Annotated in this window: 16 protein-coding genes and 1 pseudogene; 7 read left to right on the forward strand and 10 right to left on the reverse strand. The window is 59.4% G+C overall.

Going from position 1 to position 13,979, the window contains the following annotated elements:
* Positions 1-49 precede the first annotated feature (49 nt).
* On the forward strand, positions 50-178 hold the full coding sequence (locus tag HB676_RS34020) for a hypothetical protein (RefSeq protein WP_275944905.1): 129 nt from the start codon (positions 50-52) through the stop codon (positions 176-178).
* A 1,324-nt stretch (positions 179-1,502) separates the two neighbouring features.
* On the opposite strand, the pseudogene HB676_RS33685 reads toward HB676_RS34020, so the two are convergent.
* Positions 1,503-1,657: pseudogene (locus HB676_RS33685) on the reverse strand (transcription elongation factor); the annotation flags it as partial.
* Positions 1,658-1,957: 300 nt separating this feature from the next.
* On the opposite strand from HB676_RS33685, the gene HB676_RS02515 reads away from it, so the two are divergent.
* The 3 genes from HB676_RS02515 (at position 1,958) to HB676_RS02525 (ending at position 5,132) form a co-directional block, all read left to right on the forward strand.
* Positions 1,958-3,466 carry an arylsulfatase gene (locus HB676_RS02515; RefSeq protein WP_213736060.1) on the forward strand — a complete coding sequence of 503 codons (1,509 nt, stop codon included), beginning with the start codon at positions 1,958-1,960 and terminating at the stop codon, positions 3,464-3,466.
* Between the two features lie 279 nt (positions 3,467-3,745).
* Positions 3,746-4,270 carry a hypothetical protein gene (locus HB676_RS02520; RefSeq protein ID WP_213736061.1) on the forward strand — a complete coding sequence of 175 codons (525 nt, stop codon included), beginning with the start codon at positions 3,746-3,748 and terminating at the stop codon, positions 4,268-4,270.
* A 109-nt stretch (positions 4,271-4,379) separates the two neighbouring features.
* Positions 4,380-5,132, forward strand: a complete 753-nt coding sequence (locus HB676_RS02525) for an alpha/beta hydrolase (protein WP_213736062.1) — start codon at positions 4,380-4,382, stop codon at positions 5,130-5,132.
* A gap of 62 nt (positions 5,133-5,194) precedes the next feature.
* Here the strand turns inward: HB676_RS02525 and HB676_RS02530 are convergent, their stop codons facing one another.
* From HB676_RS02530 to HB676_RS02540, 3 genes are all read right to left on the reverse strand, one after another.
* A complete protein-coding gene (locus HB676_RS02530; RefSeq protein ID WP_213736063.1) occupies positions 5,195-6,085 on the reverse strand; it encodes a LysR family transcriptional regulator in 891 nt (296 codons plus the stop codon).
* Positions 6,086-6,171: 86 nt separating this feature from the next.
* Positions 6,172-6,654, reverse strand: coding sequence for a transcription elongation factor GreA (gene greA / locus HB676_RS02535; RefSeq protein ID WP_213736064.1), 483 nt, complete (start codon positions 6,652-6,654; stop codon positions 6,172-6,174).
* Between the two features lie 32 nt (positions 6,655-6,686).
* A complete protein-coding gene (locus tag HB676_RS02540) occupies positions 6,687-7,709 on the reverse strand; it encodes an LLM class flavin-dependent oxidoreductase (protein ID WP_213736065.1) in 1,023 nt (340 codons plus the stop codon).
* 106 nt (positions 7,710-7,815) lie between these two features.
* Between HB676_RS02540 and HB676_RS02545 the strand changes: the two genes are divergently transcribed.
* Complete coding sequence (locus HB676_RS02545) at positions 7,816-8,268, forward strand: MaoC family dehydratase (RefSeq protein WP_213736066.1); 453 nt, start codon at positions 7,816-7,818, stop codon at positions 8,266-8,268.
* Positions 8,269-8,535: 267 nt separating this feature from the next.
* Here HB676_RS02545 and HB676_RS02550 read toward each other — a convergent pair whose 3' ends face one another.
* Both HB676_RS02550 and HB676_RS02555 read right to left on the reverse strand, forming a co-directional pair.
* Entirely contained in the window at positions 8,536-8,766 is a 231-nt protein-coding gene (locus tag HB676_RS02550) for a hypothetical protein (RefSeq protein WP_213736067.1), read from the reverse strand.
* A gap of 190 nt (positions 8,767-8,956) precedes the next feature.
* Complete coding sequence (locus HB676_RS02555; RefSeq protein ID WP_249780011.1) at positions 8,957-9,616, reverse strand: TetR/AcrR family transcriptional regulator; 660 nt, start codon at positions 9,614-9,616, stop codon at positions 8,957-8,959.
* 391 nt (positions 9,617-10,007) lie between these two features.
* Between HB676_RS02555 and HB676_RS02560 the strand changes: the two genes are divergently transcribed.
* Positions 10,008-10,214 carry a hypothetical protein gene (locus tag HB676_RS02560; protein WP_213736068.1) on the forward strand — a complete coding sequence of 69 codons (207 nt, stop codon included), beginning with the start codon at positions 10,008-10,010 and terminating at the stop codon, positions 10,212-10,214.
* Between the two features lie 216 nt (positions 10,215-10,430).
* Entirely contained in the window at positions 10,431-10,640 is a 210-nt protein-coding gene (locus tag HB676_RS02565) for a cold-shock protein (protein WP_079607930.1), read from the forward strand.
* Between the two features lie 117 nt (positions 10,641-10,757).
* On the opposite strand, the gene HB676_RS02570 is transcribed toward HB676_RS02565, so the two are convergent.
* From HB676_RS02570 to HB676_RS02585, 4 genes are all read right to left on the reverse strand, one after another.
* Entirely contained in the window at positions 10,758-11,912 is a 1,155-nt protein-coding gene (locus HB676_RS02570; RefSeq protein ID WP_213736069.1) for a hypothetical protein, read from the reverse strand.
* A gap of 250 nt (positions 11,913-12,162) precedes the next feature.
* On the reverse strand, positions 12,163-12,411 hold the full coding sequence (locus HB676_RS02575; protein ID WP_213736070.1) for a hypothetical protein: 249 nt from the start codon (positions 12,409-12,411) through the stop codon (positions 12,163-12,165).
* Between the two features lie 125 nt (positions 12,412-12,536).
* A complete protein-coding gene (locus tag HB676_RS02580) occupies positions 12,537-12,929 on the reverse strand; it encodes a response regulator (RefSeq protein ID WP_213736071.1) in 393 nt (130 codons plus the stop codon).
* A gap of 195 nt (positions 12,930-13,124) precedes the next feature.
* Positions 13,125-13,838 carry a Crp/Fnr family transcriptional regulator gene (locus tag HB676_RS02585; RefSeq protein WP_213736072.1) on the reverse strand — a complete coding sequence of 238 codons (714 nt, stop codon included), beginning with the start codon at positions 13,836-13,838 and terminating at the stop codon, positions 13,125-13,127.
* Positions 13,839-13,979: the final 141 nt, after the last annotated feature.

Below are 13,979 nucleotides of genomic sequence, written 5' to 3' on the forward strand. Positions count from 1 at the left end.
CGTAAGCAGCCGACTATAGCCTCCGCCTGCCCAGATCGGAGATTCACGGATGCGTATCATGGGAATGGTGTTGCTGGTGCTTGCGCTCACTGGCTGCACCGGCGATCGAACCAAGCAAAGCGTGAGTTCGTTCGCTCAGTCGCTCTCTTTCGTCGCTACGGAATTCTCAGGCAGCTAAGTCCCCCTTTGGGCCCTGAGATAGCCGCGCCTCGTCGATGAACTCCAGCGCGCCCTCGTTCTCGACAGCGTAACGAAGCTGCCCCTCCACCGTCGTGAAGATAGCTCGTATGATGACGCTGGTTCTCTTATCTTTGATGACGACGTCCCCAATCGCAAATCTTGTCATGCAATTAGTCCTGCTGGCTGGTTCTTGAAATCGACTTGGTGGCGTAAGCCGTCTTCATGCCAACATGTCAGTCCGTCATGTTCAAACGATGTTGAGTGCAGGCGGTCGTGGGCGGTTCTCAACGGCCCGCAACTTGAGACTGTTGCCACTTTTGCCCTTAGCATTGCCACTGAATGGCCACCCGATCGGCAAACTACCGTCCCACCGTCGAGAGAGACGGTCATGCTGATCGGAGATGCGTGTGTCGTACAAGATCGTCGCAGAAAAAGACGGTAAAACCGTAACAACGGAGAGAGCCAGCTTGCTCGTAGCGGCGGCGAGAGCCCGCGTTTGGTCGAGCGAAGGGTGGAACGTCGACGTTACCGATGGAGATGGGAAGCTACTGGACCCGGCCAAGTTCGATCAACTCTTGGCGGCGTAGCCAAAGCTTGGTATTGCGTCCTAACGCAGCCGTCTGCGTAAGCCGGATGACTATCTTTTCACTCGCCGACCTTCGTTGGGAATGAACTGGGCGAATATTTCCTTAACACGGGCAGCCGGGGTGACGTCTCGAGTGAAGTGAAGCTCCCGTACTGCAGCGGCGTCTTCCAAGCGAGGCGCGTACAATGCACTTTCATAGAGTGATCCGTTGAAGCGCGATTCTCCCTCGTCATCACCGAAGTATGCGTCTGAAACGAACATAACCGCGAGCAGCGCCGACCCTACGGTACCAAAGTATTTGAAAAGGGGCATCGTGATGTCCTCTGGCTTTTGCCAGAACGATGCATCGCAACCGCTGAAACAAATTTAAAGTTTCTAACAGCTTCTGCCGGGACGGTTGCTCGCGGGTTCGCACTTTGCGAAGAATCCAATCAATAAACTAAAAACCGGGCAATTAGGAATCATTTACCCTCCCTCTCAACAACCGAAAAACTACGTTCCGTAAGCCGCTCGAAACGGGTCCATGCCATTCTCTCCGTTAACAAGGGAGAGGCAGAGAATGTCCATTATAATTCGCATCATGGTAGTTGCAGCTTGCGCGTTCGCTGGCTCGGCCGTAGCCGGCGTCCAATTCCCTGATTTGCCTGACCAACATCAAGTTAGGGTGGCGCGATAGTTATCGAGTGGGACGGTGTTAAAATGACAATTGAGGTGATCGCAATCGTTGGCTTTAGCGCTCCACGGTCCGGACGCGCGCTGCGAAGTAGCGCGCATCGCGCAAGGGGATGGCGGCTTGGTGCCGGCGTTCATTGACGTCTTCGATGGTCTGCGCCGCCTCGTACGCTTCGCGTGCGCTGTGAGTTACGATTCCAGCGCCTTCAATCCGGCTTCCGCGCATATTCGGCCAAGAGGTGTATTAGCCCCCTGGCCGCCCTGACCTGCAGGGCCGGTCCTGCATGTCCGTTGCCGGGGATAGACCAGAAGTCGCCCGAAAGACCCATGGCGGACCTTTCCATGCGACATCAGTGTTCTACGACGCTGGCCCGACCTGTGCTTTGATATGGTCGATTTCAGCGCTGGGCTATTGTGACTGTCGGTTGTTTGAACCGGCGATTGACAGCAGCGATGGGTTTGAGCGCTCTGAAATTTCTAACTGGTGACGGATGGGCCGACGTCGACGGGAGGAGATCAATGAGCGGTGGATTACGTCATCTAGACGAGACCGCGAAGCAAAGCCGCAAAGGGATAGGCAGACGTGACCTCTTGCTCGGCAGCTCAGCAATAGCTGCAGCGATAACTCTGCCGATGCCGTCGCTGCTGTCGGTCACACCTGCACTGGCTCAGTCGCCCTCCTTGCGACCGCATATCGTCTACATCGTCGCCGACGATCTCGGCTGGAAAGATGTCGGATTTCACGGGTCGGATATCAAGACACCGAATATCGACAAGCTCGCCCGCGAGGGTGCTCGTCTTGAAGAGTTTTATGTCCAGCCGATGTGCACGCCCACCCGGGCTGCTCTTATGACCGGACGTTATCCGTTCCGGTACGGGCTGCAAACATTGGTCATTCCCACACCGGGCAAATACGGACCGCCGACCGACGAGCGCCTGCTGCCGCAGACATTGAAGGAGGCGGGGTACAAGACTGTAATGGTCGGCAAGTGGCATCTAGGCCACGCCGATCGTAAATTCTGGCCGCGCCAGCGCGGATTCGACTACCATTACGGGTCGATGGTGGGCGAAGTCGACTACTTCACCCATTCATCCGCGAACGTGCTCGATTGGTATCGGAACGATCGGCCGATCGAGGAAAAGGGGTATGTGACCCAGTTGTGGGGCAAGGATGCGGTCACACAGATCAAAGCGCACGATCCGAAGAGACCTCTGTTCATGTACCTGGCGTTTACCGCGCCCCATTCGCCATACCAGGCGCCCGAAAAGTACCTCGACGAATATAAGAGCATCGAGGATCCCACGCGGCGCGCTTACGCGGCCATGATCACCTGCATGGACGATGAGATCGGCAAAGTGGTCGCGGCGCTGGACGCGCAAGGCATGCGCGAAAATACCTTGATTGTTTTCATGAGCGACAATGGCGGCAATCAGACCGCGATGCTCGCTGGAGATGTCGATGTCTCCAAGTTGAAGCTGCCGGCGGACAATGGTCCATATCGGGGCGGCAAAGGCATGCTGTACGAAGGCGGCACGCGAGTTGCCGCGCTTGCCAATTGGCCCGGCCGAATCAGGCCCGGCGATGTCAGAGAAATGATGCATGTCGTTGACATGTTCCCCACCTTGTCAGGGCTTGCCGGCGCCTCTCCCGACAAGGGGAAACCGCTCGACGGGCTCGATGTCTGGGCCACGATCAGTGAAGGCAAAGCTTCGCCGCGGACGGAAGTCGTCTACAATATCGAACCGTTCCGTGGTGGCGTCCGTCGCGATGATTGGAAACTGATTTGGCGCACGCCGCTGCCTTCCGCGATCGAACTTTATAACCTCGCGCAAGACCCGTACGAGAAGAGCAATCTTGCAGAACAAAATCCGCAGCGAGTAGCTGAACTACAGAAGCGAATCGAAGAGCTTGCGCGAGAAAGCGCCAAGTCGCTGTTTCTGATGGACGCCATGGGCGCGGTGAAGGGTTCAGCTCATGGTCCACCGTCACTGCCCAACGATGATGCGTATTTCACGCAACTTGATTGATGACGACCGTGGCTAGAAGACCTTAGCCAGTCGATTGCCGGTCCTGAACCGCCTTTCTGTTAATCGGAAAACTGGTCCCGCATGGATGGCGTCCCCGCGTCCGCCTTCGATTATCTGCGCCGCCTCATACGCCTCGCGCGCCTGCTGGAGATGAAATTCCAGCACCTTCAATCCCGCTCCCGCCGTCCGCCGCCGTGTCGGCAACCCTTACGATTTTCGTTAGGATCCTGACGGAGACAATATTGGTCCCAAGGCAAGCGATGGCGCACTCTCCTCATCATGGAAAACATCTCCTCACTCATACCTTTCTCGCGCATCGAGGAAATCCGGCATCGGCTTGCGGGCCACGCGCTGGCGGACGATGACGGTGCGATCTGGATCGTCGCGGCTTCGGCGCAGAATTGGCCCGAACTCATGTCCCTCAGCGTAGGTGAAGTCATGCTCGGCGATGATGGCCTTATCCGATTGGCGCTGTGGAGCGCCTCGAAGTGCTGCGCGACCCTGTTGGGCACGCGTCGCGCCACACTTGTGTTGCCGGAAGGCGGCGACATGAGGGAGATCCGCTGCCTCGTCATCGCCAACGCCAGCCTGGCGACGCCCCGGCCGCTTTCCGGCTTTCTGATGAAGCCGGTTGAGCTTCTCGACGGACCTGCGTCACGCAACGTCCGCCGCTTTCGGGGCGCGCGCCGCACGCCGGAAGATAGTCAGCACAGCGCGAACGAAACCCGTCTCGCGTTGTTCGATGCCTTTCCCGTCGGTGACGACGGGAGAAAACCGCCGTCTGGAGAAGTCCACACTCCTTAGCGGCAGATCAGCCTCTTCATCGGTCGTTCCGTCGGCTCCCGTTTGGGCCGGCCGGGGAAGTTTTGTCTCAACCAGCTGGCTTTTCAGCAAGAACAGAAAGGAACTAACAATGAAACGTCTTCTTATCACGTCAGTTGCAGTCGCCGCCCTCGCTCTTGGCATGTCCGGCATTGCATCAGCCGAGCCGATCAAGAACGTTGTCCTGGTTCACGGCGCGTTCGCCGACGGTTCGGGATGGCACGCAGTCGCCGACATCCTGGAGCGTGACGGTTATTCGGTTTCGATCGTGCAGGAACCCGAAACCTCGCTGGCCGATGATGCCGCGGCCACCAAGCGCATCATCGAGCGCGTGAATGCACCGCTGATCCTGGTCGGCCACAGCTACGGCGGCGCCGTCATCACCCAGGCAGGCAACGAACCGCAGGTCCGTGGCCTGGTCTATATTGCGGCCTTCCAGCCGGACAGCGGCGAGGTCCTCGGCGCCCTGCTGAAGCAGAAGCCGCCGGCGGCGAACAACGCGGTTCCAGCGGGTGAGGGCTATGTGATTGTCGATCCGAAGACCTTCCATGCCGACTTCGCCGCGGACCTTCCGGCGAAGGAAGCCCGCTTCATGGCGATTTCCCAGGTTCCGATCAGCGTTACCGGGTTCGGCACGCCGATCACCAATGCGGCCTGGCACAACAAGCCGAGCTGGTATGCGGTCGCAACGGAAGACCGCATGATCAATCCCGATCTCGAACGGTTCATGGCCAAGCGCGCCGGCAGTACCACGATCGAGGTGAAGGGCAGCCATGCCATCTACATGTCGCAGCCCCAGGCCGTCGCCAGGCTGATCGAACAAGCAGCCAAGGATGCGAAGTAGGCGCGCAAGTCTCGAATCTGCGCCGCCTTCCATCGGGACGCGGCGCAGATACCGGGCGGCCTCTAGCGCGCCCGGAGAGTTGTCCTGCACAGGTCCATGGCCCGTTGCACGGCTGGAAGCAGACGGCGTCCTCGAGGATAGATGAGCGCAAGACTCCCCGGCACCGAAGCCAGCGTGACCGTGTAGATTGAAAATCCCGGTCGCGGCACATGCGGAGTATGAACGGGCAGCAATCCGACGCCCACGTTGCGTTCCACCAGGGGATAGATTGCCGAAGCGTCATTGCAGTCCGCCACGACGGACAAGGCAATGCCCGCGACGGAAAACGCCTCCACGATCCGCTCGTAGATGCCCATGCCGGAACGCCGGCGAAGCACGATGAGCGGGACGTTGGCCAGCATATCGAGTGTGACCTCTTTATCTGATTGCCAACGGTCATCACCTTCGCGGCAGAGGAGGGCCATGGTCAGGGGGGCCAACGCTTCCACGGCGAGCGCGGGATTGGCAACCGGCATGTGCGTGACGGCGAAATCCAACTGCCGTGCTTCCACCATGGTTTCCAGAAGCTGTGGTTCTCCCTGCTGTAGCGAAAAACTGACGGCATTCCCGTCATCGCGCATGTTGGAGACCATCGTTGCAATGGCCTCGATCGACATCTGCGTGAAACCGACATGCAGTCTACTGGTAAAGCCGCGCCCGATCGCCCGCATTTCCTGATCGAGCGCCGATGCGCCGCCGAGTAGTTCAGCGGCGCGCTCATACAGGGCCCGACCTGTGTCGGTAACGACAAGGCCGCGTCCCGAGCGCTCGAACAGGGTTACGCCCCATAGTTCTTCGAGCTGCTTGATTGCTACGCTCAGGTTGGGTTGAGCAACATTCAGCACGTCAGCCGCGGCGGCCAATGACCGGTGCTCAACCACGGCGCGGAAGTAGGTAAGCTGCCTCAGATTCATCGATGAAAATACATTAATTCTGTTCGCCTGATTGTTATCCGGGTTTGCTGCGCCGGACGGTATATGCCTCCACCGGCGTTGGTGTCCTACGCGATCGCCACGATCTCGATCTCCTGACCCGCCGCTTCAACGACATCCCCGACAGCTTTGCCCATCAGTAACCTCGCTACCGGAGACACAAAGGAAATCGAACCGGCCTTGGGGTCCGCTTCGTCCTCGCCGACGATCCGATATTTCTGCACGCGCCCGTCGTCGCGCCGGAAGGTCACCGTGCTGCCGAAGGCGACGGTGTCGGTGGACGTCGGCTTGGCGATGACCTCCGCGGTCCGGACACGCGCCGCGAAGTAGCGCGCGTCGCGCAAGGGGATGGCCGCCTGGCGGCGGCGTTCATTGACCTCTTCGATTTTTTGCGCCGCCTCATATGCCTCGCGCGCCTGCTGGAGTTCAGATTCCAGCGCCTTCAATCCCGCTTCCGTCACCAGGTTCGGATGCGGCGAAACCGGGCGGTCGGGGAGCAACGTCTCCGACGCGGTTTCGGCACTGTCTTCTTTGGTGAAGGCGACGCTCAATTCGGACCCCTTAAGCGACCAAGCCGCACTTGTTAGCGCCAGCCCAAAGCGGGCGCGATGTGGGTCAGGATCGCCTCGATCACATGCGCATTGTATTCGACGCCCAACTGGTTGGGCACGGTCAAGAGCAGCGTGTCGGCCTCGGCGATGGCTTCGTCTTTCTTGAGCTGCTCGATGAGAACCTGCGGCTCGGCGGCATAGCTGCGGCCGAAGATCGCGCGCGTCCGCTCGTCGATGAATCCGATCTGGTCGTCATTTTCGCGGCCGTTTCCGAAATAGGCGCGATCGTGGTCGTCCATCAGCGCGAAAATGCTGCGGCTGACCGAGACGCGCGGCTCGCGCGCATGGCCGGCCTCTTTCCAGGCGGCGCGGTAGGCCCGGATCTGAGCCGCCTGCTGCACGTGGAAAGCCTCGCCGGTTTCGTCGTTCTTCAGCGTCGAGCTTTGCAGGTTCATCCCGAGCTTGGCGGCCCAGATCGCCGTCGCGTTCGAGCCGGCGCCCCACCAGATGCGGTCGCGCAGCCCCTCGGAATGGGGCTCAAGGCGCAGCAGCCCGGGCGGATTTGGAAACATCGGGCGTGGATTCGGCTTGGCGAAGCCTTCACCGCGCAAGAGATCGTAGAACAGCTCGGCATGACGCCGGCCCATGTCGGCGTCATCCTGGCCCTCGGGCGGTTGATACCCGAAATGCCGCCAGCCATCGATCACCTGCTCGGGCGATCCGCGGCTGATGCCGAGCTGCAGGCGCCCGCCGGCGATCAGATCGGCGGAACCGGCGTCCTCGGCCATATAGAACGGGTTCTCGTAGCGCATGTCGATCACAGCCGTGCCGATCTCGATCCGGCTGGTCCTGGCGCCGACGGCCGCGAGCAGCGGGAAGGGCGAGGCGAGCTGACGCGCGAAGTGATGGACCCGGAAATAGGCCCCGTCCGCGCCCAATTGCTCGGCGGCGACGGCGAGGTCGATCGATTGCAGGAGTGTGTCTCCTGCCGAGCGGGTCTGCGATTGGGACGAGGGCGTCCAGTGCCCGAAGGAGAGAAAGCCGATTTTTTTCATGCGGGTAATCTATGGCTATCCGGGTCGGTTTGCGACCCTCCCGTTCCGGTGCTCTTGGCGATATGATCCCGATGACCTTAGCCGCTCTGACGGGGGAGATGCGCGGATGATCGAGTGGTTTGACGATTTGTCGTTGGGCATGCGCTTCAAAAGCGGCGAGGTGTCGGTCTCGGCCGACGACATCAAGCGGTTTGCCTCCGAATTCGATCCGCAGCCGTTTCATCTGGATGAAGCCGCGGCCGAGAAAACCGCATTCAAGGGGCTCGCGGCCTCGGGCTGGCACACCGCGGCGATATCGATGGCGCTCACCGTTGCCGTCAGGCCGTTTGGACCGCATCCCCTGATGGGGCTTGGCGTCGACGATCTGCGCTGGATGATGCCGGTGCGGGCCGGCGATGTGCTTCATCTCGAGGGGGAAGTGGTTGAGCTGACGCCGTCGCGAACCAAGCCGCAGGGCGTCGCAAAGATCAAATGGACCGCCTACAACCAGCGCGGCGAAGCGGTCTATACGTTTACGCCGATCGGCATCGTGCCGCGCAAGCCCAATCTGGCGAGTTGATCTTGTCTGTTAGAGCCTTATCGGTTCTGATTGAATCAGAACCGGGCTCTAGTTCTTTTGTTTTGACACGTTTTCTTCACGCGAACCGGTATCCACTTCGCTCGAAAACGCTATAGGAGCGTTCCAAAAAAGAACCGCCGCTGCGCTTTAGGGGAAACACAGCGGCGGCTTAACAGGGCATGTCGGTGAGTGGTAGGCGCCCCTCTCCAACAAGCCCAGGGACCTCTGGTGCGGCGCCGGCGTTTGAAGCCGATGCCGCGTTATTTCTTAGTGAGCCTGGACGACCTTGCGGTTGCTGCGCGCGTAGGCGTTGCGAACCTTGGCGTGCGCGCGGTCCAGATCGGCGACCTGACCTTCACTGGCCTGCGGCGGGTCGAGGCGGAGCAACCCGGCCGGAACGCCCTGGGCGCTGGCGGGGGCAACCGGAGCGGCAGCCATCAGCGCCACCAGAGCTACGGAACCGGTGAGTACGAGGGTCTTCTGGAAAAACTTCGACATGATGCTTCTCTTTCGGTGTTTGGACGCGCCACGCAACGCCTGGGCGGATAAGTAAGATACTACCGGCCATTCATAACCAAGGTGACCGGTCACATTAAGTTGAGAGCAATCAATTCCCTCATCCCGTTGCGGCGCACATCACGCAATATGACCGGTCAACTTAGATTGTCAACGGACGTTAAGATCACGTTTACTTCAACAGCATTTTGAACGTGACATTGAAGAATTCATCGATCGGGCCGCGGTCCCGGGTGATCTTGAGCCGCATCGCGACACCTTCCCAGGCATTGACCAGGAAACGTCCGAGCTGACCGGGGTCATGACGCGGATCGATATCGCCGGCCGCCTGAGCTTCCCGCAATACGGATTCAACGGCCGCGCACCAGGACTCGAATACCTGGCGGAGCTCTTCACGCATCCGCGGATATTCCTGGGTCATTTCGGTGGCGAAATTGCCCAGCAGACAGCCGCGTTCGAAGCTGCAACCCTCGAATTTACTGGCCAGATAACCAAAATGATTTTTGAGACGATCGAGCGGCGGAACGCTGTTATCGAACAGCAAATCCCCCCGGGAGCCTTCCAAATAACGCCGCAAGGCGTCGATCGCCAATGCTTCCTTGTTTTCAAAATGATTGAAGAAGGAGCCTTTGGGCACTCCGGCAGCATCGGTTATGTCCTGAATCGAACACCCGTTGAAACCGCTCGCATGCAGTGTCTCCACTGCGCTGCTGGCTAATTTTTCGCGTAAGCTCGGTCTAGCCATTGAGAAATGCCTCCAGCAACTGCCTCCTGAGAAAATGTATCTTATTTGGGTAATAAATAAGCGACCAACCGGCTTTATACAATCCAAATATAACCAAATATGACCAGTCAGATTGTTAAATCTCGTTAACAAGGCTGCAAAAAGACGACTTCAGGCGGCTTTTTGGCTGGGGTCGGACGGTGCCAGCTCGTGCGCGGATGGACAGGCAGCCGAGGGAATTCAGGCCCGGGGGGATGACCAGACCAAAAAAATCGGCAAGCAATCGTTGCGGCCGGAGCGGTTCGCGGGTCATCGGGGGCGATCTCCCGATGGAGCGCTCTCCTGCCTAATTTGAAGGCCGCGCACGGTCCGGCGGGGCTTAATTCCTGCCCGGCAGCCGCCGGCCACGCCATTTGCCCCGACACCGCCCGATCGACGAGAATTGTTGCGTTATAAAGTAGTTGCGACTAAAAGCCCGTCTGTAAAAGGGACACAGGCGATGGCTCACAATTTCGCGATCAACGACGACGTTCATCATCAGCTTCAGGGGCCGCAGGGTCGCGCCGGCGTCAAGCAACGCAGCGTTTATACCATCGTGACCTGCCTGCCGATCGAGGCCGATGGACGCCCGCGTTACCGCATCAAGAGCAAGACCGAGAACATCGAACGCGTGGTGACCGAGGAGCAGATCAGCCGGCTCGGCTGATCTGAACGCGTTCATTTTATTAGATTTTTATCATCTCGGGCGGATTAGCTTGCTATTTCCGGCCGGGTGACTTACATGCCGGTCATTCGAATAATCGTTTGCCTTGTTGACTACGCCAAACCGGCTCCCCTCCCCAAGACATCGCTGAAATCGGATTAAGCTCGCGCGAAGGTCGTGCGGGCACAGCGCGCTTATGCGCATCTTGGAGAAGTTAAAATGGCTACCGGAACAGTTAAGTGGTTCAACGCGACCAAGGGCTTCGGCTTTATCCAGCCGGATGACGGCGGCAACGACGTGTTCGTGCATATCAGCGCCGTCGAGCGTGCCGGCATGGGTTCGCTCAATGAAGGCCAGAAGCTTTCATATGAATCGAAGCTCGACAGTGCTCGCGGCAAGACCAGCGCGGAAAACCTTCGCGCTATGTGAGGTGAGCCGATCAAAGGGATTACCGCGGATGTACCGGAATCCCTGAGGTCGGTTACGCTTTTGCCGTGAAACCAAAGCTCGCCGATTCATCCCGGCGGGCTTTTTGTTTGTACGTCGTCAGACGCGGGTTTTCTCGGGCCGTACGAGCTTCTTGAGATGGGCGGCTCCCTCGTTCGCCCAGTAGCCGAGGCGACCGGCGAGGGATTTCTGGCCGCGCAGGCTGCGCGATCCCAGGATATGACCGACCTTGTCCGGGAAACGGCTCACTTCGGTTGCGACCAGATCGGCGGTCGCCTTCATCAGCCGCTCGAGCCGCTGTCCCCATTCGGATTCTTCGAAATTATCGATGTGGACCTGCAGCGCGTTCTCGATGTTGTAAATGTCGATCAGCAGTTCCTTGGCGACCAGGATACGGCCGTTTTTGAGCGCGATGCGCAGCGCCGATCGTCTGTCGTCCAGCCTGTCCAGCGCCATCGAGATTGTGATGGCATAGGGCGTGGCAGCGATGTCGGCGGCGTGTTTGCTGGGCACAGCCTTGGTGGCGAGATAGATCAAGTGCCAGGATGTCCGCAGCCTTGTCGCCACCAGCGCCAGCGCGAACGGAATATCTTCGGCGTTATCCTTGCCGAACCCATCCAGCAACTGCGTCATCCTGGCGATCCGCGCGTCGTCGAATTTATCGATATTGGCCGGCAGCGCCTTGTCGAACTTTGCCAGCGCGTCGCGCGCGCGCAGCACGCAGACCAGCTTGGTCAGGTCGTCATAGGCGGTGCGAGACATGGTGTAAGTCGCGAGCTTGGCGCGGACTTGCTCTGCTGTCTCCGGCGAGCGAAGGGTGTTCTCAAGGCTCTTGGCGACCTTGGTTTGAAATACACTGGCGGCCTGCCGGGCTTCCTTCTGCTTGTCGGCCGCGATCAGGTCATTGATTTCAGTTGCGTAGTCGCGCGCCATTGTCGGCAATAGATCCCGGCTGATCCACTCCCAGAGCGCGGCCAGCGATCCGCGCTGCAGGCGGCCTGAATTGGCGTGTTCGGGGGCGCCATTCACCAGCAGCGGTTCGAGCGGCGCGAAAAAAAAGCGTTGCGGGTTTGGAAGGCGGTTGTGGCTTTGCCCGCCACTGCGAAATTCAGCGCGCAGTTTTTCCACGACGGGCGCGGCGCCGGGAATATCCTCGCCGGCCAGTTCCAGCCGCTCCAGCTCGTTCAGGAGATTGCTGCGCGTCGGCGGCGTCAACCGCTGCAGAAAATCCTGAATTCGATGGGGCTTCTTCATCGCGGCGTGATTCTTCGCAATTTAACGATGCATTAACGATGAGCCCGTCGCCGGAAGGCGCCGCGTCTGGATCGATAAGAGCAGGTCGCCGTAAATTAAGTGGTAAAATAGGGTGCGGCCGGCAAACGCCGGACCGTTCAACCATGAATGGTCTTGCCGATAATTCAGGCACTCGCCCGCCCGTCGATGGTATCGAGAGGCAGCACCCGGGAACCGTGCCCGAAATTTCGCAGGCTTTTGCGATCAATCTCTACAGATAATCTTCCGCGAACGGACGCGCGAGGGAGGCTGGCCGCAGCATGCCGGCTTTGATCTTGGGTTCGCTGGGGACGATGGTGATGGCCCACCGTGTCGGTGTGCTCAATTTATGTTCCTGCACCGACCGGACGTGGCCGGTAATGACAGCTTCGCCTGATCTGGCGGTTGTCACGCGGCCATTGAATTGCGCGATGCGAAAACGCCGGACTTCCTTCTCATCGGTCGTTTCGAACGTAAACATGCGGCCCTCATCTGCTGCCGCAACTATCGTCTTTGAATCTTAGCTGTGTATGAAAATCCGAAGCCGTAGAAGTACTGTAGCGGCTCGCGCACTGCGCCAAGCGTAAGGAGATCGCCGGCGATATGCTACGCGGTCGATCCCGGGAAAACCGCTTCCATCTTGGTCTTCAGCGTAGCGGCATTGAACGGCTTGACGATGTAGTTGCTGACCCCGGCCTTCTTCGCGGCGATGACGTTTTCGGTCTTCGATTCCGCCGTGATCATAATGAAGGGGGTTTGCGAAAGCTCCGGGCTGGCACGGACTTCCCGCAACAGATCGTAGCCGGTCATCGGCTCCATGTTCCAGTCGGAAATCACCAGGCCATACTTCTTGCTTTGCATCTTGGCCAAAGCGGCCGATCCGTCGCTGGCATCGTCGACATTTTCGAAGCCGATTTGCTTGAGCAGGTTGCGAATGATCCGGATCATGGTGTTGTAGTCATCGACCACCAGAATGGGCATCGACAGATCAAAGGCCATGTTTCTACTCCGCACCGTACACGCGCTGCCGAACCCGAGTGAAACCTTCGTGGGGTGCGAAGAATTTCGACGCTCTCCGCCAAGCGTGCCCGTCGGCCCCCTGAGCATTAGCAGCCGTCATTAAACAGCGCGTTAATTCAGGGCTGAACAGATTTCGGGCAGCGCCTGGCAGCCCTCTGCGGCAGGGCAATGCGCTCACTGGCAACGGGGACCGAGCAACCGGTCGTACTGCGCCTTGACCGTGGCGTAGCACTCGCAGGCGGTTCTTCGCAGGCCGTCCGGGTCGGTGATCTCGATGCGTCCCCGGCTGTAATGGATGAAGTTGGCATGCTGCAGGGTATTGGCCACCAGCGATACGCTGTTGCGGCGCGCCCCGATCATCTGCGCCATCGCTTCCTGGGTCAGGACAAGTTTGTCGCTGCCGGAGAGATCGTGAGTCTGCATCAGACACCGCCCCAGCCGGGACTCCACCGTGTGCGAGATATTGCAACCCGCGGTCTGCTGAATCTGGGCATAAACCGCCAGCCCATGCCGCGTCAGTGTTGCCCGGAATGTCGCACTCTGGTCGGCCGCGGCCCGCAGGCGGTCGATGTCGAGCGTCTGGGCGATGCCGGGCACCAGCACGGTCGCGGCGTTCAGTGCCGTCGGATCGCCAAGCGCAGAGAACGCGCCAAAGATACTGTCGCGGCCGACCATGGCGACCTGGACGTGCTCGCCCTTTGCGAGTTTGACGACCAGAGAGATCACGCCGCTATGCGGCAGGTAGGCACGCTTGAGCGTTTCACCGACTTCGACCAGGACCAGATTGGAGATCAGGTCGGCGGTTCGCAGATGCGGGCGGATCAGTTCGAAATCGTCAGCCGTCAGCGCCGACAAAAATCCGTTGGGTGAACGAGCTACCGAGTCCATGGTGCCTCCTTACGGGAGTACGACCGGTCTCCGGAACTACCAGCGTCTGCGCGCCACCATTCAACTGATCGCGGTCGAGTGAGTTGCGTCGCGCAACCTCGCGCGAAATTCTCTCCCCGAATACGTATTCACGCTAACATG

It is taken from the genome of Bradyrhizobium sp. dw_411, assembly GCF_018449695.1.
Taxonomy (GTDB): domain Bacteria; phylum Pseudomonadota; class Alphaproteobacteria; order Rhizobiales; family Xanthobacteraceae; genus Bradyrhizobium.